This is a genomic window from Deinococcus sp. LM3, assembly GCF_002017875.1.
In the GTDB taxonomy this organism is placed as follows: Bacteria; Deinococcota; Deinococci; order Deinococcales; family Deinococcaceae; genus Deinococcus.
This window is the reverse complement of sequence record NZ_MUFV01000001.1, coordinates 2,052,724-2,075,769: the sequence shown is the minus strand read 5'-3', so window position 1 is coordinate 2,075,769 and position 23,046 is coordinate 2,052,724. Positions and strand designations below refer to the sequence as shown.

Sequence of the window (23,046 nt, the reverse complement as noted above, 5' to 3'; positions counted from 1 at the left end):
GATATGAGCTTTGGCGCCGCGCTGAAACAGGCCCGTGAATCCCAGGGGCTCACCACGCAGGACGTGGCCCTGCGCACCAAGATCCGCGGGGATTACCTGCGCGCCCTCGAGGACGGCAACACCAGTCTGCTGCCCGAACGCACCTTCGCCCGCTCGTACCTGCAACGCTACGCCCGTGAACTCAGCCTGGACCCCGCGCCGCTGCTGGCCGACTTCGACCGCAGCGTGCCGGCCTCGGCCGAGATGACGCAGTCGCTGCGCGGCCCGGCCGCCCGACCCGGCCCGCGCGCCCCTGGCCGCGGCCTGAGCCCGGCGCTGCTGGCCGGCGTGGCGACCGGCGTGATCGTCCTCGCGGCCGGCGGGTACTACGCCCTGAGCGCCCTGCGGCCCGCACCCGCCCCGGCGGTGGTCACGCCCGCCGTGACGCCCGAACCGACCCCCGCCCCGGTCGCGACCGTCCGCCTGAGCGTCAGCAGCGTGCCGGCCGGCGCGCGCGTCTACCTGGACAACCGCGACCTGGGCGTCACGCCCGTCCGGTCGTTCCCGGTGGACGCCCGCCGCAACGCGCAGCTGCGTGTAGAAGCCGCCGGACGCGCCCCCCTGAAAGAAACGGTGGACCTGAGCCGCAGTCGCAACCTGCGCGCCCAGCTGCGCCCGACCGGACAGAACAGCGCCCTGGTGGACCTGAACGCCGCCCGCGCCGCCCGGCCAGCGCCGACCCCGGCCACGGGAACTGTCACGCCGGGCGGCTCCACCACCCCGACCACGACCACCCCGGCCGCTCCTCCGGCCGTCGCCCCCACGCCCGCAGCGACCCCGGCGCAGGCGGTGAACGTCACCTTCAGCGGCGCGTCCTGGACCCGCGTGACCGACGCGGCGGGCCGCGTGCTGTACCAGGGCACCCCGCCGGCCGGAACCGTCAAGGGGTTCCCGAAAGGCGTGACCATCCGCACCGGGAACGCCGGGGCCGTGAAGGTCGCCGTGAACGGCGCCGCGCCCGCCCCCCTCGGACAGGCCGGTCAGGTCGTGACCCGCACCTTCTGATACGGACTCCGATTGAATGGGCTGCAAAGCCCGCTGGGTCCGAGCGAAGCGAGTGGGAGCAGGGCGGGTTCCGGAAGTGGAGCCGGCAACCCGGTGAAGTTCCGGATTGTCGGCGAAACAAACGGCAGTCCGTATGACCTCCCCCGCCTGACCGCACGACCCGCCCGGCCTGAAGGAATGATACGGACTCCGATTGAATGGGCTGCAAAGCCCGTTCAATCCGAGCGGATGCGAGTAAGAGAGAAACGGGTTCCGGACGTGCAGCCGGCAATCCGGTGAAGTTCCGGATTGTTGGCGAAACAAACGGAATCCGTATGACCCTCAGGCCGGGCGGGTTCCTTGCCGTACAGTGTGAGTAACGTGACCACTTCACCTTCCTCCCGTCCGGACCGGAACAACCTGAACGCCTTTCAATATGCCTGGCGTCTTCCCTGGGTGCGCCTGGCGGTCTTCGTGCTGGTGGCGTATGTGCTGTACCGGCTGGCCGGCCAGATCCGTTCGGTGCTGATCGATTTCGCGGTGGCGTTCCTGATCGCCTACCTCGCCAATCCGCTGCTGAACTGGCTGGAGCGCGGCCGGGTCAAACGGGGGCTGGGCGTGTTCTTCGTGGTGCTGGTCTTCATGGCGCTGCTGGGACTGGCGGGCGTGCTGCTGGCGACCGTATCGGCGCAGCTGGTGACGCTGCTGCAGAAACTTCCGGAGCAGATCGGAACGCTGGGCGACACCCTGGACCGCATGACCCGCTGGCTCAGCAGTCTGGGCGTGCCGGGCCTGGGGAACACCCGCGCGCAGCTGATCGAGGCCGCGCAGAAGTACGTGCAGAACCTCGGCGAGAACCTGATGCCGATCCTGCAACGCGGCCTGAGCTCCACCGGTTCGATCCTCAGCGGCCTGCTGTCCATCGGGGGGGTCGTGGGGCAGCTGCTGCTGATCCTGCTGCTGAGCATCTACCTGATGCTGGACTACAGCCGCGTGAACGCCACGCTGCTGGGCATCTTCCCGCGCCCCTGGCAGCCGCGCGTGCTGGAGATCACGGACCTGATCGGCACGGCGGTCGGCGGGTACGTGCGCGGGCAGCTGGTGATCGCCACGTTCATCGGGGTGTTCGTGTGGCTGGGCCTGAGCATCGTCGGGATTCCCAGCGCCGCCGCCATCGGGTTCCTGGCGGGCGCGTTCAACATCGTGCCGTACCTGGGGCCGATCATCGGGGCGCTTCCGGCGATCCTGCTGGCCCTGACCCTGCCGGGCGCCCTCGTCAAGATCCTGGTGGTGATCGGCATCTTCGTACTCGCCAACCAGATCGAGGGGAACTTCCTGAGTCCGTACGTGCTGTCCAGAACCACGGACCTGCACCCGGTGACGGTCCTGATGGCGATCCTGGTGGGTGTGGGACTGCTGGGCTTCGTGGGGGCGCTGCTGGCCGTGCCGACCGTGGCGCTGGGCAAGCTGCTGATGCAGCGGTACTACTTCCCCAGCCGCGTCTACACCGAAGGGCCATAGCCGTCCGGCGGACCGAACTGAAGCAGGGCCAGGACGTATATTTCCTGGCCCTGCTTCCATTCCCGCCTCCCGCGAGCAACCGGGTCGGAAACCCCTGCAACCCGCGCCGCTGGGCAGGCCGGACTATAAACACGAAACCCCGCCATGGGGGCGGGGTCTCGCTCGGACAGGTCAATGAATCAGACGAGTTCGATCAGGGCCATGGTGACGCCGTCACCGCGGCGGGTGCCGACGCGCAGGATGCGGGTGTAGCCACCGGGACGCTCGGCGTACTTGGGGGCCACTTCGTCCATGACTTTACGCAGAACGTCGTTGTCGTGGATGTCGCGGGCCACCAGACGGCGGGCGTGCAGGTCGCCGCCCTTGGCGGTGGTGATCAGTTTCTCGACGTAGGGGCGAAGCTCCTTGGCCTTGGTGAGGGTCGTCTGGATGCGACCTTCACGCAGCAGGGCCGTCGCCTGGGCGCGGGCCAGGGCGGTGCGGGCGCTGCTGTTGCGGTTGAGCTTGCGACCGGATTTACCGTGACGCATGGTGTATCTCCTTTGGGATCAGTCGGCTCAGTCGCGCAGGGCGAGGCCGAACTGGGCGAGTTGCTGCTTGATTTCGTCCAGGCTGCGCTCGCCGATACCGGGGACCTTTTTCAGGTCGCGGTCGGAGAGGGCGCACAGGGCGTCCACGCTGTCGATGCCTTCTTCCTTGAGGGAGTGCAGCACGCGGGTCGTGAGACCCAGCCCTTCGAGGGTCACGCGGGGTGAGTCCATCTCGGCGGGGTAATCGCCGGGGTTCAGGTTCAGCGAGGAGGTCTGGGGGGGCAGGTCGTACACGTTCGGCGCGGCGGGCGCGGGGGTGTAGACCGGCTGCTGGTACTCGGGAGCGGCGGCGGGGAGGGTTTCCACGTTGCCGAACACCGTGAGTTCATCGCGGAGAATCTCCACACCCTTGTCCAGGGCGTCCTGGGGGCTGACGCTACCGTCAGTCCAGACGCGCAGGATCAGGCGGTCCAGGTCGGTCTGCTGACCGACGCGGGTGTTCTCGACGTGGTACGCCACGCGGCGCACGGGCGAGAACATGGCGTCCACCGGAATGGAGTTGATGCGGTCCTTGGTGGCGTGCTTGTCGGCGGGAACGTAGCCTTCGCCTTCCTCGACACGCACTTCCATGACCAGTTTGCCGTCCTCTGCGAGGTGGGCAATCACCAGGTCAGGGTTGACGATCTCAGCGTCGCTGGGGACCTCGAAGGCGCTGGCCCGCACGACCCCTTCGCCCTGCGCACGCAGGGTCAGGGTCTTGGGGCCGCTCGCGTGGAATTTCACGACGAGCTCCTTGAGGTTCAGGATCATCTGGATCACGTCTTCCTTAACGCCAGGAATCGTGGAGAACTCGTGCAGGACGTCCTCGATGTACACGCTGGTGACAGCCGTGCCGGGGATCGAGGACATCAGGATGCGCCGGATGGGGTTCCCGATGGTGACGCCGTAACCGCGCGTGAGCGGTTCCAGGACGAACTCGCCGTAATCGCCGTCCACGCGGGCCTTGAGTTGAGGGCGCTTTTGATCCACTGGGGCCTCCTGATTTAGCGCGAGTAGTACTCGATGATGAAGTTCTCGTTAATGGGGAGGGCGAGGTCTTCACGCGCGGGGAGGCGAGAGAAGGTGCCCTTGAAGTTCTCGGCGTCCAGTTCGACCCAGGGGCTCACGCGGCGGCGCTTCTGCGCTTCCATGTTTTCCTGGATGAAGCCGATCTTGCGGCCGAGTTCGGACACGCTGATCTCGTCGCCGATCTTGACGCGGTAGCTGGCGATGTCGACCTTCTTGCCGTTGACCAAGATGTGACCGTGGCCGACGAACTGACGGGCCTGCCGGCGGGTGCTGGCGAAGCCCATGCGGAAGACGACGTTGTCCAGGCGGCGTTCCAGCAGCTGCAGGAACACGGTGCCGGTCACGCCGGGAACGTTGGCCGCTTCCTCGAAGAGGTTACGGAACTGCTTCTCACCCATGCCGTACAGGCGGGCGAGTTTCTGCTTTTCACGCAGTCGGACGCTGTAGTCGCTGGGGCGACCACGGCCACGGCGCTGGCCGTGCTGGCCGGGCGCGTAGGGACGGCGGTCCAGGTACTTCTGGACTTTTTCAGTCTCCGCGAGGTTGATGCCTTCGCGGCGGCTCTGTTTGGTGATGGAACCACGGAAACGACCCATGTCTTAACTCTCCTTGCGGCGCGACTTCTGTGAAGTGCGGCCGGGTCTGCGGCCCTCTGTTGCCCGCCTCCGTTGCCTGTGGTGAGGCTTACGTCACCGTGAGGTGAGCGGTGGAGGCGGGGCAGGTGGGCGCGCGCGTGCGCTTTAGGCGCGGAACTTCTTCTTGGGGCGGCAGCCGTTGTGGGGGACGGGGGTGTCGTCCATGATGGACTTCACTTCGATCCCGCTGGCCTGGATGGCACGGATGGCCTGCTCGCGGCCGGAGCCGCTGCCGCGCACGATCACGTCGACGATGTTCATGCCGAAGGTCTGCTGCGCTTTCTTCACCGCGTCGGCGGCGGCCAGCTGGGCAGCGTAGGGCGTGCCCTTCTTGCTGCCTTTGTAGCCGATCGTGCCGCCACTGCTCCAGGCAACGGAGTTGCCGTCGAGGTCAGTGATGGTGACGATGGTGTTGTTGTAGCTGGCGTGCACGTACGCGCGGCCAGCGCTGATGTTGCGCCGGGCGCGGCGCGGGGTCTTGCCTTTGGTGGATTTCGCCATGGCTTACTTCCTCGTCGCTTTCTTCTTACCGGCGACGGTCTTGCGCGGCCCCTTGCGGGTACGGGCGTTCGTCTTGGTGCGCTGGCCGCGCACGGGCAGGCCGCGGCGGTGGCGCAGGCCGCGGTAGGCACCGATGTCCATCAGACGCTTGATGTTCTGACCGACTTCGCTGCGGAGGTCACCTTCGACCTTGTAGGTCTTCTCGATGGCTTCACGCAGGGTGCTCTGTTCCGCTTCGCTGAGGGTCTTGACGCGGGTGTCCGGGTTGATGCCGGTGGTCGCCAGGATTTCCTTGGAGCGGGTCAGGCCGATGCCGTAGATGTAGGTGAGCGCGATTTCGACGCGCTTTTCGCGGGGCAGGTCAACGCCAGCAATACGTGCCATGCTTAACCCTGCCTCTGCTTGTGCTTGACGTTGGTGCAGATGACCAGAACGCGCCCGTGGCGGCGGATCACCTTGCAGTTGTCGCACATCTTTTTGACACTGCTACGAACTTTCATGCTTCCTCCTCGCGCAGCCGCGTCGGCGCGCCCCATCGTGGGCGGCTGACTGGCAGCGCTCGACCCCCCTCCCACCTCTGGCAGGCGGGGAATCTGTGGGTACTTCTGCCTTCGGGCTTACTTGCGGTAGACGATCCGTCCGCGCGACGTGTCGTACGGACTGATTTCCAGAACCACACGGTCACCGGGCAGGATGCGGATGTAGTGAATGCGCATCTTGCCGCTGATGTAAGCCAGGAGATCGTGTCCTGTATCGAGCTTCACTCGGAAGGTCGTGTTCGGAAGTGCTTCCTCCACGACGCCCTCGGCCCGCACGGTATCGGACTCTTCCTTCTTACGCTTTTCCCGCTGTTCCGGCATTTTTCGTCTCGCCACGCAACCTCCAGGCTTGATACAAGCCAAACGTAAAGGTATCATGCGTCCCCCCGAAACAGCAAGCGCCCGCGCCGGGGTCTGCCGGTCCCCTCAGGCAGCCCACCGCAGTCGTTCGGTTATTCAGGACACCCCGACCGGGCCGGCTCCGGCTGCCCATCTGCCACTCCCCTCCCCCGGCCGGCATGGCACGCTGAAGCCCATGCAGCCTCCGGCCACCCTGTCCGCCGCTCTGACACTGATCGCGCAGGCCCCGGACCTGTGGCCCGGATTCTGCCCTCAGCGCACGCCGCTCCTGACCTTCGACGGCACGCACACCTGGCTGCACCAGCTGACCGGCCCTCCACCCGACCCGCTGGCCGGCCCGGACTGGACCGCGCACCCGGACGGCTGGGGCTGGCCGGGCCGCTGGCCGGACCTGAACGCCAACACGGCGTTGCCCCTGGGAAACGGCCAGTGGGCGGCGGGCGTGCTGCTGCCCAGCCTGGGAGAACCGGACGCCCGGACGCTGGCTGCCACCCTGATCCACGAGGCCTTTCACGTCTACCAGCACGCCACTCCCTCGGTCGCGTGGGAGGTGAGCGAACTGGACGCCCTGACCTACCCGGCCTGCACGCCAGTCCTGCACGCCCGCGCCGAGGAGACCCGCTGCCTGCGCCGCGCCCTGCACGAACCCGACTGGCTCACCCCGGCCCGGCAGGCCCTGTTCTGGCGCGGGCAGCGCCACGCCCTGCTGACCGACGCGCAGCGCACCTTCGAGGCACGGATGGAGACCCGCGAAGGGTTGGCCACCTACGTGGAAACCCGTTTCCTGCAACAGCTCCCGGCGCTGGCAGCGGCCGCCGCTCCGGGCCTGGGGCCACGCCGCTGGGCATATGTCAGCGGCGCCGCCCTGGCCCACCTGCTGGACCGCCACGACCCGCAGCGCCGTTGGCCGCAGGCCGTGCTGACCGGGCAACCCCTGGCCGGGCTGCTGCTCGAACGGACCGGCCCCCCGCTTCCGGCCGCGCCGCACGCCGACCTGCACGCCGCCGCGCAGGGGGCGGCCGCCACCCACGCCGCGCAGCTTCAGGTGCGGCTGGAAACCTTCGAGGCCCAACCCGGCCCGCGCCTGCACCTGAGCGGCGCGCTGCGCGTCTGCGGATTCGATCCCATGAACCTGCACGTCCTGCCCGGCGGCGACCTGCTGCACGCCCGGCACGTTCAACTGCGCGGCCCCGGACCGGACGACCAGCTGGGCACCTTCGGCCACCCCGCCCGCACCGGCGGCCCCACGCTGTCACACGTTCAGGAGGTCACGCTGCGCGGCCTGCCCCACCCCACCGTGCAGGGAGGCCGCTGGCAGATCCGCACGCCCGGCCTGACCGTGGACCTGCCCGCCGACACCGTTCACCCCGACGCGGACGGCTGGACGGCCCGGCTGCCCTGACTGGCGATTCTGGAATCCGGATCACCGGGCGGCGTGACCCACCTGGCGCGCCTCGCGGACCGGCTGACGCTGTAGGCTCACCAGACGCTGCGCTGTCATGCGTTCAACCTACGCCGGCGCCCCGGACCGGAAGTCCCTGCGTTCCGGCCCAGCTGCCCACGTCATCCCCGCGAATGGCGGCCGCCATCAGGCCGGGAAAGTGGTCGGGCGTGCAGGCGAACGCCGGGATGCCCATCTCCGCGAAGGCCCGCGCCACGCCGTGATCGTAACTGGGCGCGCCGTCGTCCGAGAGGGCCAGCAGGGCGATCAGCTGCACGCCGCTGCCCTTCAGGGTGCGGGCGCGGGCCAGCATCTCGCGCTCGTTGCCACCCTCGTACAGGTCGCTGATCAGCACCAGGATGGTCTGCTCGGGCCGCTGGATGACCCCCTGGCAGTACGCGAGCGCCCGGTTGATGTCGGTGCCGCCGCCCAGCTGAATGCCGTACAGCACGTCTACCGGGTCCTCCAGGTGCTCGGACAGGTCCGCGACTTCGGTGTCGAACACCACGACGCGGGTACTGACGGCCGGGAGGCTGGCCAGCACCGCGCCGAACACCCCGGCGTACACGACGCTGCTCGCCATGCTGCCCGACTGATCCAGGCACAGCACGATGTCCCGCAGCGAGCGGCGCCGGCGGCCCATGCCGATCAGCCGCTCGGGGATGATGGTGTTCTTCCCCGGCTGGTAGGTCTTGAGGTTCGCGCGGATGGTCCGGTCCCAGTCGATCTCGGCCGGGCGGGGCCGGAAGTTCCGCTGCGCGCGGCTCAGGCTGCCGGTCACGGCGGCGCGGGTGGGTTCCTCCAGCCGGCGCGTCAGGTCGTCCACCACGCGGCGCACCACGGCGCGGGCCGCGTCCTTCGCCCGCTGCGGCATCACGCCCTTGAGGGTCAGGAGGGTGCCCACGAGATTCACGTCCGGCTCGACGCCGTCGAGCATCTCGGGTTCGAACAGCAGTTGCTGAAGGTCCAGGCGTTCGATGGCGTCCGCCTGCAACACCCGCACCACGTCCGCCGGGAAGAACTCGCGCAGGTCCGCCAGCCAGCGCGCGACGCCCGGAGCACTCGCGCCCAGCCCGCCCCGGCGCGGCCCGGCGTCCGCGTCGTACAGGCCGCCCAGGGCGCTGTCCATGCGGCGGTCCAGCGCCGAGAGGTTCAGCGGCGTTCCCCCGGAGTCACTCACGCCGTCCGCGTCTCCCCCGCCCAGCACCAGCCGCCAGCGGCGCCGACGTTCCGTGTCGTCCATCATGCGTTCACCCCCAGCAGTTGCAGCACCACGGGCACGGCCCGTAGCGCCCGTTCCCCGTTCACCTCGCGCCGGGGGCCGCGCGCCGACGCGCCCGCGCCACGCAGGGCCTCGCCGATCGCGCGGCGTTCCGGCCGCTCGAACCGCGAGAACACCCGCCGCAGCAGCGGGAGCGTCTGCGTGAACCCGGATTCGTCCAGGCCGGTCAGCCACCCGTCCAGCAGGCCCAGCAGCGCCGGATCATGCACGAGGAGCGCGCCACTGTCACCCAGGAACCCGTCCAGCCAGGCCGTGACCTCCGGCGGCGTTCCGCTCAGGGCGCGGGCCAGTCGGCGCTCGACCTCCGCGCTGTCCAGCAGGCCCGCGTCCCGCAACCGGCGCACCGCGTCCCCGCCGGGCAGCGGGTGCGTGTCGTCCCGCGCCGCGAGGCGGGCCAGGGCCGAGTGCCAGCCGCTCAGGGCGTCCGGGTCGTCCAGCAGGCGCACGGCCGCGTCGGCGCCCTGCACGTGCCCGCGCAGGGTGGCGGCCGCATCGTCCGCGAGGCCCACCGCCGCCAGCGGCAGGCCCACACCCGCCCGCGTGAGCAGCGTGCGGAAGGTCGCGCCGGCCAGGGCGTTCGACTCGCCGTCCCGGCCGCGCACGTCGCCGTACCGCGCCAGCCGCGCCAGGGGCGGCAGGGCCCCCAGCAGATCACTCACGTCCGCGTTCCCGGCCGCCCGCGCGTCCAGCGCCGAGAGGGCCACCGGCAGCGCCCCCTCCAGATCGGCGTAACGCACCACCTCCAGCAGCGTGGTCAGTTCCGCCAGCGTGCCCGCGTTCCGGGCGGCATCCACCGCCACCGCCGTCGCCGCGTCCTGCACGGTCTGCCCGCTGCGGCTCGCCTCGACCAGCCGCACGCTGAACTCGGGCCGCCAAGCCAGCGCCCACGCCTCCTTGAAGGTGCCGCGCCCGCCCGCGTACCGCTCCTGCGCCCACGGCACGCCCAGGAGGTTCAGGCGGTGGAACAGCACGCTGCGCGCCAGATCGTTGTCCGTCCGGAGGTCAAGCGTCAGCTCGATCTGCTCGGGCTGCACCTTCAGCCGCAACCGCTTCTGGAGTCGCGCCAGATCCTGCGCCAGCGGCACCGTCGGCACGCCGTCCGGCACCTCGCCCAGCGCCTCGCCCACGATCAGCTGCCGCTCGATCAGCCGCAACGGCAGGTCGCTATCCCACCCGAACACGCTCAGGGCCGCCTCGTTCAGCTCGTCCAGGCCCGGCAGCGCCCGCCCGCGCAGGGCCGCCAGGGTGTTCGCCAGCCGCGTCGCCTCGATCACGGACGCGCTGCTCGCCTCCAGCCGCTCCTCGCGCAGCAGCCGCGCCACCCGCGCGAACCAGCGTTCCGTCACGTCCCGCCGCGTCGTGAACAGATGATGGTAGTACCCCGGCGACCGCACGCCCGCCCCGTACCCGCTGCCCGTGCTGAGGCGACCGTGCGTCCACGGCACCCAGGTCAGCGTGACCTTCGCCTTCGGCAGGCCCTTCAGGAGCGCCGCATCATCCTTCGCCTTGAAGGCGTTCACGTCCAGCACAGGGGCATGCCACGCCCCACACACCACCGCCACCCGCTGCGCCCCGCCCTTCACGGCCGCGCGGATCGTCTGCCGCATCCACGCCTCCCGCTGCGCCTCCCGACCCGACGCCGCCGGGGCGTCCGCGCGCACCGCCCGCATGGCCTCGTTGATCGCGTCGAACACCTCGAAGTCGTCGCCGCGCGCTTCGACCAGCGTCTCCCACCACCGCTCGAAATCCGCGTACCCGGCCGCCTCCGCCAGCACCCGCAACGGATCGCTGTGCAGATCGTCCGAATCGTCCTCTTCACGCTCGCCTGCCAGCGATACCGCCGCCGGAAGATCCATGAATCGCGCCACTGCCCCCGCACGCGCCGCCCAGCGGAACGCCACGAACTCCGGACTGAACGCCGCAAATGGCCAGAATGAGGCCCGCACCGGATCGTCGTTCACGTAGCCCAGCAGCGCCACGGGCGGCGTCATGTCCGCCTGCGCCAGAAACGGCAGCACGGAATCCGCATCCGACGGCCCCTCGACCAGCACCACATCCGGATCGAGCTGCGACAGCGCGTGCTCCAGCGACCGCGCACTGCCGGGGCCGTGATGACGAATGGGGAAAATGGAGACGCTCATGTGTAGGTGTTCAGGATGGCGCTAACCCGACAGGACGCGCACCAGAATCCGTAGATGATGCCATTGGTGTAGGCCAGTCCGTCACGAAGCTGGAACACGAACAGCATGGTCTGCTGACATTTAGGACAGGTTTCCCACTCTGGCCCCTGCAACCAGGAAGGTAGTCCACCTACCCGATTCAGGTTCTGACTGTCGTTGAAATTGTTCTGGAACAGCCAGCGTGGCGGAGTCGCCTTTAACTGCACGGGAAGACCCTGATGCGGGAACTTGTAGGTCTCCCGGTCAAGGTCTGAGAAGTCATAACCGCGCGTCTCGTCAAAACCAAACCCGTGGTACTCGGGGCGTTCAGGCAGTCCGTGTTCATCATGAACGAAGATCGTAGGCCGGTCACCGATCATGCAATACGTGCAGACCACGAAGGTGATGGGCGTCTGAAGCGCAACGCCGGGCACCGGGTTCCTGAGAGTGAGGAGATGCTGCAGATTGTAGTCACAATGTGGGCACTTCGGCCCTTCTGCGCCCCAGTATTCAGCCTGCATTCCCTCGCCATCAATCCGCCACGACAGATCATCCAGATGCATATGAGCTGGAGCGGTCACGTTATGTGTCTGCAAATCAGATGAACTGGGCAGGATGTGATAACAGACGTCCGGGTACAGCGCACGCCAGTGCCCATCCTGCATTTCCATTCCAGCCTCGTCCAGTCGATGCACGCCGAGCGCCTGCGCCAAGAAGTCGTAGTTCTCCACTGCACCTGATCGTTCCAGGCAGCCCTGAGTCCAGGCGCGATCCGCCGAGGGACACTCGAACTCGCGTCTCAACTCTCCGCTCATGCGCAGACCGACACCACGCCAAGCATCGAGTCGCAACCAGTCCTTCTCGCTCAACAAGACGGGCAGATGTTCGTAGAACAACTCAGGAGCCTGATCCTGAAGCTTGTTCAGCGTCAGGTAATGCAAGTACAGACCCGCCGCCTCGGCTTCCTTATGATCCAGTGCCAGTGCAGGGAGGCAGGACTCGAACACGCGGGGAAGTCCGTGAGCTGGGACGTAGTCCACCAGTCGGCGATGCTCGCCGAGGGTGTCGCGCCGATCCAGCAGCGTCATCAGCAGGCTCAACGAGGCTTCCGGATCGGTCTGGATGCGGCTCCTCAGAACTTCATCGGCAGTCTGCTGGAGCCTGACCAGGTGTGCCTGCTCTTCACTGGACAGCTGGGAAAATCCACCGACAGCGACACTCTTCTGTCCAAGAGTTTGTCTGGCTTCCAGAAGACGCAGGTACTCATTGATGGCATCCATGCTCAGCTCACTGCCCGGCAGGCTTTATAGAAATCCTTCCAGTCGTCGCGTTTTTTGGCGACGGTTTCGAGGTATTCGCGCCAGATGACGGCGTCCTGCACGGGGTCTTTCACGACGGCTCCGACGAGGCTGGCGGCGACGTCGTGGGCGGTCAGGTGGCCGTTCCCGAAGTGCGCGGCGAGGCTGAGGCCGTGGTTGACGACGGATATCGCTTCGGCGGTGCTGAGGCTGCCGCTGGGGCTCTTGAGTTTCGTTTTGCCGTCCTCGGTGGCTCCGGCGCGCAGTTCGCGGAACACGGTGACGATCCGGCGGACTTCCTCCAGCGCGGGCGGCTGGGCGGGAATGTGCAGGTTGGTGGCGAGTTGCGCGACGCGGCGGGTGACGATGCTGACCTCGTCGTCGAGGCTGTCGGGAACGGGGAGGATGACGGTGTTGAAGCGGCGTTTCAGGGCGCTGCTCAGGTCGTTCACGCCCTTGTCGCGGTTGTTCGCGGTGGCGATCAGGTTGAAGCCCTGCACGGCCTGCACCTCGGCGTTCAGTTCCGGGATGGGCAGCGTCTTCTCGGACAGGATGGTGATGAGGGTGTCCTGCACGTCGCTCTGCACGCGCGTCAGTTCTTCCAGGCGGGCGATCTTCCCGGTGCGCATGGCGCGCACGATGGGACTCTCGACCAGGGCGGCCTCGCTGGGACCCTCGGCGAGCAGGCGGGCGTAGTTCCAGCCGTAGCGGACGCTTTCCTCGCTGGTGCCGGCGGTGCCCTGCACGAGCAGGGTGCTGGTGCCGCTGATCGCGGCGGCGAGGTGTTCGCTGACCCAGCTCTTGGCGGTGCCGGGCACGCCGATCAGCAGCAGGGCGCGGTCCGTGGCGAGCGTGGCAACGGCGATCTCCATCAGGCGGCGTTCCCCGACGTACTTGGGGGTGATCTCGGTGCCGTCTTTCAGCGTGCCGCCCATCAGGTACGTCAGCACCGCGTGCGGTGAGAGGTTCCAGCGGGGCGGGCGGGGCCGGTCGTCATGCGCGGCCAGGGCTGACAGTTCGTGTGCATAGGCCTGCTCGGCGTGCTGACGGAGGACGGTGGAATCAGGGGTGGTCATGGGTGGGCTCCTTACTGAGTAAGCGCTGTCTAATTTCGTTCCGGACGGAAAGGGCGACTTTATCGATGTTTTCAAGCAGGCCGAGCTGTACATGCGGGTCTGAACATTCAGAGAGTCGGACAGCGGCTTCTGCCGGAATCAGATCGGTGAGGGCCATGGCCCTTACGAGTTTTTCAGCGGGAACATCTTGCGTCTTGCCATAGAGGTCCAGGAGGCCCATGCTGCGAAGCAGTAGATGATCACTGACCGCCGAGTTCGGATCATCACGCAGAATCAGAAGGAGATGAAGCGGAGCGGAAGGGTTGAAGGAGACCGCCTCTCTGATTTGATCGTTCTGACTCTTTCCAAGTCGCTCCAGTGTCGGCCCTGGAGTGGATTTGTTATGAGCGACTTTTTTGGCAAGTGCTGTATTTTTTAGTGACAGGGCCTCCAGTGTTTGAGGCGGTGTATGTGGATTGCTGGCTACAGCCTCCACAGTAAGAGCGTCAGGGTGAGCTGCCAGCGCCTGCAACAGTTGGGGTGGGGTATGTTGCCCTCTCGCGACTTCCCGAGATAATTCCGTCCCCAGCGCGACTAGCTCCGCCAGTCTTTCTGCGGAAGTGCCCTGTTTCCGCGCTTCCCGTTTCAGCGCCTTCAAGTCCACCGTCATCCTCTCCCCTTCCCGAAGTCGGTCCACATCTGCTTTCTCAGTTCCAGGGTGCCCAGCAGTTCGGTCAGGGTGCGGTGGGCGTAGTCGGTGGCGTCGGTGGGGAGCGGGTCGGGGTGGAGGGTGTGCGGGTGGGCGTGCGTGGCGGCGAGTTCTGCGAGTTGTGCCCAGCGGTAGCCCCAGGCGGCGGCGTAGTGGGCGGTTCCGATGGTGTCGCGCAGGGTGCCGAGGAGGGCGGCGCTGGGGTCGGGGGGCCAGGGGCCGGGGTGTGGGCCGAACAGGGCCAGCAGGCGGTCCGGGTCGCGGTCAAGCAGGGCCTGTGTCTGCGCGGCGGCCAGAGTTTCAGGTGGTCCGATCTGAAGCAGGAAGGGGTGGGTGGGCAGTTCGGGCAGGAGGGCGGCGGCAAGCGCAGGATGGGCGGTGCTGACGGCGTTCTCCGCGAGGGGTTGGAGCTGCTCGTGCTTCCGGGCGAGGTCCACCAGGGCGGCGGGGGTGGTGTTCAGCGCGGCCAGCAGGGTGTCGGGGTGGGTATGTTCCAGCAGGTGTTCCAGCAGGGCCGCAGAGCTCAGGGCGTCCTGGCTGGTGGGGTCGGGCAGGCCGTCGCGGGGGGCGTGCTCGTCGGGGGTGGGGGTCGCGCCGTTCAGCAGGGCGGCGAGGCGGGCGGCGTTCCGGGCGTTCTGGGCGCTGCGGCTCAGGCGGTGCAGGGCGGTGCGGGCCAGGGTGCGCACGTCGTCGCTGCGGTCGGTGGTCAGGGCGTCCAGCAGCGGTTCGAGGCTGTGGTCGTCGTCGCTCAGGGTATCCAGCAGGACCCCCAGAAGGCGTTTGCGGCTGCCGGCGCGTTCGCTGCTCAGGTGCTGGCGCAGGAGGTCGCGGGCGGCGTGCGGGTCGCGTTCGCGCACGCGGCGCCACAGGGCCTCGCGGCTCGCGTCGGTGGCGGTGTCCCAGGCGTCCTCGTCGGGGGGCGTGAAGGCCCAGTCGGGGTTAAAGCGGGCGAGCCAGCGGCCCCGCTCGCCCAGCACGGGGATCAGCAGGGGGCGCAGGCGGCTGTCGCGACTGGCGTGATCCAGAAGCTCCGGCAGTCGCGCGGGCAGTACGCGCCAGCCGGCCTGCGCGCACAGGGTCAGCCATTCGCTCAGGAGGGGCGTGCCGAGGACCAGTGACAGGTGCCGCGCGGCGCGTTCCGGCACTTCCGGCAGCGTCTCGGGGGGCGCGGGAGCCGGGGGTGGGTCGCCCGGTGGGTCGGGGGTGTGTCCGGCGGCGTGCGCGAGGGCGTGCAGGGCGGCGCGGGCCAGCAGGGTGCCCTCGGCCTCCGGGCGGGTGATCTGCGCGGCCGCCTGCGCCAGTGGGTCGGGGTCGGGGGTGGGGAGGGTGCCGCGCGTGGTGCCTACCAGGGCCAGGGCGAGCAGGGCGTCGTGGTGGCTCATGCGTCGGCCACCGTCCGGAAGGGGTGCAGCGTTCCCTCGTGCTGCACGCTCAGGGGGGTCAGGGTCTTTCCGTTCCACTCGGCATACACGGTGACGGGGTGCCCGCCGCTCAGGGCCAGCAGGGTGTGCAGGGTGCGCCCATGGCCGCTCAGGGGGAGGCGGCCGGTGGTGTCCTGCGCGTGCCAGGGGTCGCCGGGGATCACGAGCAGGGGGCCGGCGAGGTGCGCGGTGCGGTCCAGCCAGGGGTTCAGGGCCAGGGCCGCGCCGTGCCGGTCGAGCAGGGCGTCCAGCGTCAGGCCTGCCGGGAGCGGGCCGGACGCAACCGCCAGCGCTTCTCCGTTCAGGAGGGCGCGCTGCGGGAACGTGCCGGGCGCGTGGCACACCTCGGCCTGCACCGCCGCGCCGGGGGGCAGGGCGGGCGGGAAGGGCCGCCCCCACGCCGAGAAGTCCAGCAGCAGGGCGGTGTGGTCGCCGCTGACCAGCCAGGTGCGGCGGGTGCTCAGGGTGTCCTCCTCGGTGACGCTCTGGCCCATGACCTGCCAGTCGGCGCGGATGCCGCCGCCCGCCAGGACGCTGGCCGAGTCGAGCGGGAAGCCCAGCGCGGCGCGCAGGTCCGCCTGCTGCTCTCCCGACAGGGTGTCCCGGCGGGGCCACGCCTCGGTCAGCAGGTACAGGCGGGTCAGGTGCGAGAGCAGCGCGGCGGGGTCGTGCAGGTGGTCGGGAATCTGCCGCACCAGTCGGGCCGCGCCGGGCGCCTGGGCGTCCACGAGGCGGGCGGCCTGGGTGTCCCAGTCGCTGTACGGGCGGGCGGGCGCGTGGGCCAGTCCGTCGCGGATCAGGTCTTTCAGGAAGGTCTGGAGGGCGTCCAGGCCGGCGGTGACTTTCTTCTCGCGGGCGGCGCGGCGTCTGGCCTGCGCGGCGGGGTCGGGCGCGGCGGTTTCTGTGGTGGTCGGGCTGGTCGGGGCGGCGCGCGCGGCCCGGCCGTCCAGCCAGGTCTGGAGGGTGGCGGGCGGCGCGGCCTGTCCGAAGGTGTCTGCGTGGGTGGCGCGGAGCAGCAGCAGGGCCAGGGCGTGCTTGCAGGGGAATTTGCGGCTGGGGCAGGTGCACTTGAAGGCGGGACTGGTCTGCGCCGGGCCGCTCAGATCCACGCCGGTCAGATAGGGGGTGCGGCCGCTGCCCTGGCATTCGCCCCACAGGCTGCCGGCCGGGGTGTTCAGGTTCTGCCATTTGCCGGGCGCGGCGAGTTTGCGGGCGGCCTGGGCGCTGGCGGCGTCGGGCGCGAGCGCCAGGACGGCGTCGGGAGTCAGCGGAGTGGGCGTGGGGGTCATGGGCCTTCCTTTCGGGTCCAGCCTGCAGCTCAGAACCCCGGAGATAAATTACGCTACTGGCGTAATGTAACGCATTCACCCTTGGCAGGCAAGCGGCGCTGCAACGACCGCGCGCCCGGCAAGGCGCCAGCACAGACACCCGGCAACCCACCGGGAATCAGAGTCACCACAGGAAAGGGCCGGAAGCGACGGCAGTCCTGCACGTCACCCCCGGCCCCGGTTCAGGCCTTATACGGGTTCCGTTTGTTTCGCTGACAATCCGGAACTTCACCGGATTGCCAGCTCCACGTCCGGAACCCGTTTTTCTCCTACTCGCTCCGCTCGGATTGAATGGGCTGCAAAGCCCATCCAATCGGAGTCCGTATTACTTCAGGCCAGCCACGATCCGGTCGTAGACCTCGTCCATGCCCCCCACGCCATCCACGCGGTACAGGTGCCCCCGCGCCGAGTAGTAGTCGATCAGCGGCTGCGTCTGCTCGCGGTACACCTGCTGACGGTGACGCGCCACTTCCTCGGTGTCGTCGCTGCGCACCGCCTCGCCCCGCTCGGCGGCCTGACGGCCCCGCTCCACGATCCGCGCCACCAGCACCTCGTCCGGCACTTCCAGCAGCGGCACGGCGTTCACGGGTGCGCCCAGTTCCTCCAGCAGCACGTCCAGACCCTGCGCCTGCGCGGTCGTGCGGGGGAACCCGTCGAAGATCACGCGCACGCTCTCCATGTCGGCCAGCCGGTCGCGGATCAGCGCGATCAGGATCTCGTCCGGCACCAGTTTCCCGGCGTCCAGAATGGGCTTCACCTGCTGCCCCAGTTCGGTGTCACGTTTCACGTGATCCCGCAGGATGTCACCGGTGCTGATCTTCACGAGACCCCGGTCCTGCGCCAGTCGTTCCGCCTGGGTTCCCTTGCCGGCGCCGGGAGGCCCGAGGAAGATCACGACGTTGTTCTTCTGTCCAGTCACACTTTCCCTCCGTTAGACCCTCAGGATATAGGCTCCGGCGCTGTCCGGGGCGGGCCTGATCAGCCCGGCCCTGTACCCCGGCAGGTAACGAGACCGCGCCGCACGGGTCCGACCACAAAAAAAACCGCCTGCACGAACGGCAGGCGGTTGCAGAAAGCAGTCGGGGTCATACGGATTCCGTTTGTTTCGCTGACAATCCGGAACTTCACCGGATTGCCAGCTCCACGTCCGGAACCCGTTTCTCTCCCACTCGCATCCGCTCGGATTGAACGGGCTTTGCAGCCCATTCAATCGGAGTCCGTATCAGTTGTTCAGTCGGCCACGGATGCGGCCCTTGCTGATGAACCCGTCGTAGCGGCGCACCGTGAGCTGCGCTTCGAGCTGCTTGAGCGTCTCGAGGGCCACGCCCACGATGATCAGCAGCCCCGTTCCGGAGAACTGGAAGGTGGTGATGCCGGTGGCGCTCTGCACGAGCTGCGGCATGATCGTCAGGACCACCAGGAAGGTCGCGCCCCACAGGCTCAGGCGGCCACTGATGGTGCCCAGGAACTCGGCGGTCGGCGTGCCCGGACGGACGCCCGGAATGAAGCCGCCCGCTTCACGCAGCTGCTCGGCAATGCGCTTCGGATCGAACTGCACGCTGTTGTACAGGTACGTGAACCCGAAGATCAGCAGCGCTTCGACCGCCATGTACAGCGGCTGACCGAAGGTCAGGTTCGTCTGGATGAACGCGTTCACGTTCGGCGCGCGTTCCACGGTGGCCGTGGCGATCAGGTTCGGGAGGATCAGCACCGCCGACGCGAAGATCACGGGAATCACGCCCGCCTGGTTCACCTTGATCGGCAGCCAGGTGGCCTGTCCCGCGCCGCGCGCCTGACCGGCCGCGCCAGCCCGCGCGCGGGCGTACGTGACGGGCACGCGGCGCTCGGCCTGGTACACGTACACGATCCCGGCGATGGTCAGCAGGATCACGGCGGCGAAGGCCACCAGCGACAGGATCTGCACCTGATCGGTGCGGAGCAGCTGCGCGGTCGCCGCGATCTCACGCGGGTACACCGCGATGATCCCGGCCGTGATGATCAGGCTGATGCCGTTCCCGACCCCGACGTCCGTGATGCGCTCCCCGATCCACATCGTGAAGGCGATCCCGGCCACCTGGGTCAGGACCATCACGAACAGCGTGAAGAATCCGCCGTCCCAGCCGGGCGCCAGGAACTGCGGCTGCGAGGTGATGTACAGCGAGAAGAACACTGCCTGCACGGTGCCCAGGCCCACGGCGGCGTAGCGCGTGAACTGGTTGATCTTCTTGCGGCCTTCCTCGCCCTCCTTGGAGAGCTTCTCCAGGGCGGGAATGGTGGTGGTCATCAGCTGAATGACGATGCTGGCCGTGATGTACGGCAGCACGCCCAGCGCGAAGATCGAGAACTGCGAAAGATTGCCACCCGAGATCAGGCTGATCAACCCGAAAAGGCCACCCGAGGTGGCCTGTTCAAGTGCGGCGGTGTTGACGCCGGGAGTGGGTATTGCACTCCCGAGTCGGTACACCGCCAGGAGCAGCAGGGTGAAGACAATCTTCCGCTGGAGATCCGGAATCCGGAAAGCGTCGCGGAAGGCGCGCAGCATTTACTCCGCCTTCTCGGCGCTTTCCGTCTTCGCGGCGGGCAGGATGACCTTGCCGCCGGCAGCTTCCACGGCCTTGACCGCGCCTTCGCTGGCCGCGTCGACGTGGATGGTCAGGGCGCGGCTGATTTCACCGTTGCCGAGCAGTTTCACGGGGCGGTTCTTGCGGCGCACGAGGCCCACAATTTCCAGCGTGTTGCGGTCGATGGTGGTGACGGCGTCCTCGATCATGTCGAGGCTGGCCAGGTTCACCACTTCGAAGGTCACGCCCACGTTGTTGAAACCGCGCTTGGGCAGGCGGCTGATCAGCGTGCTGCGGCCACCTTCGAAGTAGCTGCCCTTACCGGCGCCGCTACGGCTCTTCTGGCCCTTGTGACCGCGACCGGCGGTCTTGTCGGTGCCGCCGGGGCCGCGACCGACGCGCTTGCGGTCCTTGCGGCTGCCAGCGTGGGGTTTGAGTTCGTGGAGCTTCACGCTTCCACCTCCAGGAGGTGCTTGACGGTGTTCACCATGCCGCGAATGGCAGGGCTGTCGTTGATTTCACGGCTGTCGCCGATCTTCTTGAGGCCCAGCGCGTGAACGGTCTTCACCTGGTAACCAGGGCGGCCGATGACGCTGCGCTTGAGGGTAATTTTCACTGCGCGCCTCCGGTGGGCTGCGCCTCGCCGCGCAGGGCACGGACCTGCTTGGCGGTGCGGAGGTTCTTCAGGCCGTCGAACACGGCGTACGCCACGTTCACCTTGTTCCGGCTGCCGAGTTCCTTGCTGAGCATGTTGGTAATGCCCGCCAGTTCGGCGATGGAGCGGGGCACGGTGCCGGCGATCACACCGGTACCGGGGCCTGCGGGCTTGAGCAGCACGCGGCTGGTGCTGTTCACGCCCACGATGTCGTGGGGGATGGTGCCGTTCTCGACGGGCACCATGATCATGTTCTTGCGGGCGATGCTCTTGGCCTTCTCGATGGCCACGGGCACTTCCTTCGCCTTGCCGATGCCCATGCCCACGCGGCCGTTGCGGTCGCCCAGGATCACGAGTGCAGCGAAGCGGAACCGGCGACCACCCTGGTAGGTTTTGCTGGTGCGGTTGACGAACAGCATCTTCTCTTCGAATTCGCTGCTTTCGCGCTCCATGCGGTCGTTGCGTCGGTTAAAAGTCAAGGCCACCCTCCCGCGCCGCGTCTGCGAGCGCTTTCACGCGTCCGTGGTAGCGGTACTGGCCACGGTCAAAGACCACCTTGCTGACGCCCTTGGCGACAGCGGCTTCCGCCAGGGCCTTGCCCACGGCGGCGGCGGTGTCGGTCTTGGTCCCGGTCTTGACGGCGGCGCTGCTGGCCGCAGCAACGGTCGTGCCCTTGCTGTCGTCGATGATCTGGGCGTAGATGTGCTTGCTGGAGCGGAACACGCTGAGGCGCAGGCGCTCTCCGGCGGCCTGCCGCACTTTGCGGCGGGCGCGGAGCTTGCGGCGCACGGTCGTCTGGGCAGCCATTATTTCTTCCCTTTCCCGCCGGTGGCACCGGCTTTACCAGCTTTGAGGGCGATTTTCTCGCCGGCGAAGCGAACACCCTTGCCGTGGTAGGCGTCGGGCTTACGCACCTTGCGGACGTTGGCGGCCACCTGACCGACGAGCTGCTTGTCGATGCCGCTCACGTCGATCTTGGTAGGCTCGGGAACCGTGAAGGTCACGCCGGCCGGGGGCTCGATGATGACCGGGTGGCTGTAGCCGATGGTCAGTTCGAGGTTCTTCCCGGCGAGCTTGGCGCGGAAACCCACGCCCTTCAGTTCCAGGTTGATGGTGTAGCCGTCGCTGACACCCTTGACGGCGTTGGCCACCAGGGTGCGGGTCAGGCCGTGCAGCGCGCGGTGGCGCTGCTGGTCGCTGGGACGCTCGACGATGAGCTGGTCGCCGTCCTGCTTGATGGTCAGTTCCTGGTTGTAGGGAACCGTCAGTTCGCCTTTCGGGCCTTTGACCTTGAAGACGCCGCCAGTGGCGCTCGTGGTCACGCCGCTGGGAACGGCGATCGGCTGTTTACCAATTCGGGACATGGGCTGTCCTCCTTCTTCCTTAAGTTCGGAACGTTCCGCCGGGCGGTGTCCGAGGTCAGGTGAGATCTCGTGCTCGCTGGAATCCTACCGCTGGGCGGGGATTACCAGAGAACGCAGATGACTTCGCCGCCGACACCCTGTTTGCGGGCGTCGCGGTCGGCCAGCAGGCCTTTGCTCGTGGAGACCACGGCGACGCCCAGGCCGCGCTGGATGCGGGGCAGGTTGTCGGCGCTGACGTAAGCGCGGCGGCCAGGACGGCTGATGCGCTCGATGTGCTTGATGACCTGCTCACGCTTGGCCCCGTACTTCAGGGTCAGGCGCAGCACGTCGAATTTCTGCCCTTCGGGCAGCAGGCGCTCGTAGGACGCAACGTAGCCTTCCTGCACGAGCAGTTTGGCCAGTTCTTCCTTGAACTTGGAGGCCGGGATGTCCACGGTCTCCTTAAAGGTGCGCGTCGCGTTGCGGATGCGCGTGAGCATGTCGGCGATAGGATCACTCAGCATGTATCTCCTCCAGGGGTCGGCGTGTCAGGCACGCGCGCCCCGGCAGGTGGCCCCGCATCTGTCTGATGCCGGGCGCTAGGCTCCCCTCGTGAAGTGGATGGCAGTATGGGGACCGCCGCTTCTTCTGTTGGGTTGGAATCCGCCGCTGGACGATGACCGCTCAAGGTGAGGGGTTCGTATCCAGGGTGGCACAGCACGAACACCGCACAGGGTGCGGCAAGAAACGAGTGTATCAGACTGCGGCCGCTTCTGGCAATGCCTGCGCGGAAACGCCCCGGCAGGACAGCTGGGGGCAGAAATGAACAACCCCCCGTTGCCGGGGGGGGAATGTTCTGAGAGGGGGTCGCTTACCAGCTGCTTTTCTTCACGCCGGGCAGTTCGCCCTTGTGCGCCATCTCGCGGATGCAGATGCGGCACATGCCGAAGAAGCGGTAGTACCCACGGGCGCGGCCGCAGCGGCTGCAACGGCTGTAGTTCTGCACGGCGTACTTGTGACCGCGCGCGGCCTTGACAACTTTCGAGGTGTTCGCCATATCAGTTCCTTATTTCCGGAAGGGCAGACCCATGGCCTGGAGGAGCGCGCGGGCTTCTTCGTCGGTTTTCGCGGTGGTCACGATCGTGATGTCCATCCCGCGCACCTTGTCGACCATGTCGTAGGTGATTTCCGGGAAGATCAGCTGCTCCTTGATGCCGAGGTTGTAGTTGCCGCGGCCGTCGAAGGCGTTGGGGTTCACTCCACGGAAGTCACGGATGCGGGGCAGGCCGATGTTGATCAGCTTCTCGAGGAACACGTACATGCGCTCGCCGCGCAGCGTGACCTTGATGCCGACCGGCATGCCCTGGCGCAGCTTGAAGTTGCTGATGCTCTTCTTCGCCTTGGTGACGATGGGCTTCTGCAGGGTGATCAGCGCGAGTTCCTTGCTGGCCTTGTCGATCGCCTTGCTGTCTTCCTTGGCGGAGCCCAGGCCTTCGTTCACGACGATCTTCTCGATGCGGGGCACGGCCATCACGCTGGAGTAGCCGAACTGCTGCATCAGCGCGGGGCGGACCTGCTCGTTGTACTTGACTTTCATCTGCTGCATGGTGGGTTCCT

General features: G+C 67.7%; 27 protein-coding genes. 3 read left to right on the top strand and 24 right to left on the bottom strand.

Features of this window, described 5'->3' with window-relative positions:
* The first annotated feature begins 3 nt into the window (after positions 1–3).
* On the top strand, positions 4–1,044 hold the full coding sequence (locus BXU09_RS09785) for a helix-turn-helix domain-containing protein (protein WP_078302123.1): 1,041 nt from the start codon (positions 4–6) through the stop codon (positions 1,042–1,044).
* A gap of 360 nt (positions 1,045–1,404) precedes the next feature.
* Positions 1,405–2,544 carry an AI-2E family transporter gene (locus BXU09_RS09780; RefSeq protein WP_078304917.1) on the top strand — a complete coding sequence of 380 codons (1,140 nt, stop codon included), beginning with the start codon at positions 1,405–1,407 and terminating at the stop codon, positions 2,542–2,544.
* A gap of 179 nt (positions 2,545–2,723) precedes the next feature.
* Here BXU09_RS09780 and rplQ read toward each other — a convergent pair whose 3' ends face one another.
* From rplQ to infA, 7 genes are all read right to left on the bottom strand, one after another.
* Positions 2,724–3,074: a 50S ribosomal protein L17 gene (gene rplQ, locus BXU09_RS09775; RefSeq protein WP_055362798.1), complete on the bottom strand. Its 351-nt coding sequence runs from the start codon at positions 3,072–3,074 to the stop codon at positions 2,724–2,726.
* 27 nt (positions 3,075–3,101) lie between these two features.
* Entirely contained in the window at positions 3,102–4,103 is a 1,002-nt protein-coding gene (locus BXU09_RS09770) for a DNA-directed RNA polymerase subunit alpha (protein WP_055362797.1), read from the bottom strand.
* Positions 4,104–4,117: 14 nt separating this feature from the next.
* Positions 4,118–4,738: a 30S ribosomal protein S4 gene (gene rpsD, locus BXU09_RS09765; protein ID WP_055362796.1), complete on the bottom strand. Its 621-nt coding sequence runs from the start codon at positions 4,736–4,738 to the stop codon at positions 4,118–4,120.
* Between the two features lie 144 nt (positions 4,739–4,882).
* Positions 4,883–5,278, bottom strand: a complete 396-nt coding sequence (gene rpsK / locus BXU09_RS09760) for a 30S ribosomal protein S11 (protein WP_046843186.1) — start codon at positions 5,276–5,278, stop codon at positions 4,883–4,885.
* A 3-nt stretch (positions 5,279–5,281) separates the two neighbouring features.
* Entirely contained in the window at positions 5,282–5,662 is a 381-nt protein-coding gene (gene rpsM / locus BXU09_RS09755) for a 30S ribosomal protein S13 (protein WP_055362795.1), read from the bottom strand.
* 2 nt (positions 5,663–5,664) lie between these two features.
* Positions 5,665–5,778, bottom strand: a complete 114-nt coding sequence (gene rpmJ, locus BXU09_RS09750; RefSeq protein ID WP_019012075.1) for a 50S ribosomal protein L36 — start codon at positions 5,776–5,778, stop codon at positions 5,665–5,667.
* Positions 5,779–5,895: 117 nt separating this feature from the next.
* Entirely contained in the window at positions 5,896–6,138 is a 243-nt protein-coding gene (infA, locus tag BXU09_RS09745; RefSeq protein WP_019012076.1) for a translation initiation factor IF-1, read from the bottom strand.
* Between the two features lie 214 nt (positions 6,139–6,352).
* Here infA and BXU09_RS09740 point away from each other — a divergent pair, with 214 nt between their 5' ends.
* On the top strand, positions 6,353–7,579 hold the full coding sequence (locus tag BXU09_RS09740) for a hypothetical protein (RefSeq protein WP_078302121.1): 1,227 nt from the start codon (positions 6,353–6,355) through the stop codon (positions 7,577–7,579).
* Between the two features lie 103 nt (positions 7,580–7,682).
* Here BXU09_RS09740 and BXU09_RS09735 read toward each other — a convergent pair whose 3' ends face one another.
* The 17 genes from BXU09_RS09735 to rplE form a co-directional block, all read right to left on the bottom strand.
* Positions 7,683–8,864: a VWA domain-containing protein gene (locus BXU09_RS09735; RefSeq protein WP_240501146.1), complete on the bottom strand. Its 1,182-nt coding sequence runs from the start codon at positions 8,862–8,864 to the stop codon at positions 7,683–7,685.
* Complete coding sequence (locus BXU09_RS09730; protein WP_078302117.1) at positions 8,861–11,041, bottom strand: DUF5682 family protein; 2,181 nt, start codon at positions 11,039–11,041, stop codon at positions 8,861–8,863. The genes BXU09_RS09735 and BXU09_RS09730 overlap by 4 nt, the downstream gene beginning before the upstream one ends.
* On the bottom strand, positions 11,038–12,339 hold the full coding sequence (locus BXU09_RS09725; protein ID WP_078302115.1) for a hypothetical protein: 1,302 nt from the start codon (positions 12,337–12,339) through the stop codon (positions 11,038–11,040). Before BXU09_RS09725 ends, BXU09_RS09730 begins: the two co-directional genes overlap by 4 nt.
* Before the next feature lie 2 nt (positions 12,340–12,341).
* Positions 12,342–13,433, bottom strand: a complete 1,092-nt coding sequence (locus BXU09_RS09720; protein WP_078302113.1) for an AAA family ATPase — start codon at positions 13,431–13,433, stop codon at positions 12,342–12,344.
* The gene (locus BXU09_RS20255; protein ID WP_144012056.1) at positions 13,420–14,082 is read right to left on the bottom strand and encodes a hypothetical protein; all 663 of its coding nucleotides are present in this window, start codon (positions 14,080–14,082) and stop codon (positions 13,420–13,422) included. Before BXU09_RS20255 ends, BXU09_RS09720 begins: the two co-directional genes overlap by 14 nt.
* On the bottom strand, positions 14,079–15,503 hold the full coding sequence (locus tag BXU09_RS09715; protein WP_078302111.1) for a DUF5691 domain-containing protein: 1,425 nt from the start codon (positions 15,501–15,503) through the stop codon (positions 14,079–14,081). Before BXU09_RS09715 ends, BXU09_RS20255 begins: the two co-directional genes overlap by 4 nt.
* The gene (locus tag BXU09_RS09710) at positions 15,500–16,831 is read right to left on the bottom strand and encodes an SWIM zinc finger family protein (protein WP_078302109.1); all 1,332 of its coding nucleotides are present in this window, start codon (positions 16,829–16,831) and stop codon (positions 15,500–15,502) included. The genes BXU09_RS09715 and BXU09_RS09710 overlap by 4 nt, the downstream gene beginning before the upstream one ends.
* Before the next feature lie 364 nt (positions 16,832–17,195).
* The gene (locus BXU09_RS09705; RefSeq protein ID WP_078302107.1) at positions 17,196–17,789 is read right to left on the bottom strand and encodes an adenylate kinase; all 594 of its coding nucleotides are present in this window, start codon (positions 17,787–17,789) and stop codon (positions 17,196–17,198) included.
* Between the two features lie 303 nt (positions 17,790–18,092).
* Positions 18,093–19,412: a preprotein translocase subunit SecY gene (gene secY / locus BXU09_RS09700; RefSeq protein ID WP_055362788.1), complete on the bottom strand. Its 1,320-nt coding sequence runs from the start codon at positions 19,410–19,412 to the stop codon at positions 18,093–18,095.
* Positions 19,413–19,883 (bottom strand): 50S ribosomal protein L15, encoded by a 471-nt coding sequence (rplO, locus tag BXU09_RS09695; RefSeq protein WP_055362787.1) that lies wholly within the window; start codon positions 19,881–19,883, stop codon positions 19,413–19,415.
* Positions 19,880–20,047, bottom strand: a complete 168-nt coding sequence (rpmD, locus tag BXU09_RS09690; RefSeq protein WP_055362786.1) for a 50S ribosomal protein L30 — start codon at positions 20,045–20,047, stop codon at positions 19,880–19,882. Before rpmD ends, rplO begins: the two co-directional genes overlap by 4 nt.
* Entirely contained in the window at positions 20,044–20,565 is a 522-nt protein-coding gene (rpsE, locus tag BXU09_RS09685) for a 30S ribosomal protein S5 (protein WP_078304916.1), read from the bottom strand. Before rpsE ends, rpmD begins: the two co-directional genes overlap by 4 nt.
* Complete coding sequence (rplR, locus tag BXU09_RS09680; protein ID WP_055362784.1) at positions 20,555–20,893, bottom strand: 50S ribosomal protein L18; 339 nt, start codon at positions 20,891–20,893, stop codon at positions 20,555–20,557. The genes rpsE and rplR overlap by 11 nt, the downstream gene beginning before the upstream one ends.
* The gene (gene rplF / locus BXU09_RS09675; protein WP_078302105.1) at positions 20,893–21,450 is read right to left on the bottom strand and encodes a 50S ribosomal protein L6; all 558 of its coding nucleotides are present in this window, start codon (positions 21,448–21,450) and stop codon (positions 20,893–20,895) included. Before rplF ends, rplR begins: the two co-directional genes overlap by 1 nt.
* Before the next feature lie 101 nt (positions 21,451–21,551).
* Positions 21,552–21,953, bottom strand: coding sequence for a 30S ribosomal protein S8 (rpsH, locus tag BXU09_RS09670; protein ID WP_055362782.1), 402 nt, complete (start codon positions 21,951–21,953; stop codon positions 21,552–21,554).
* Positions 21,954–22,300: 347 nt separating this feature from the next.
* Positions 22,301–22,486: a type Z 30S ribosomal protein S14 gene (locus tag BXU09_RS09665; protein ID WP_055362781.1), complete on the bottom strand. Its 186-nt coding sequence runs from the start codon at positions 22,484–22,486 to the stop codon at positions 22,301–22,303.
* 9 nt (positions 22,487–22,495) lie between these two features.
* On the bottom strand, positions 22,496–23,035 hold the full coding sequence (rplE, locus tag BXU09_RS09660) for a 50S ribosomal protein L5 (RefSeq protein WP_055362780.1): 540 nt from the start codon (positions 23,033–23,035) through the stop codon (positions 22,496–22,498).
* Between the last annotated feature and the right edge of the window lie 11 nt (positions 23,036–23,046).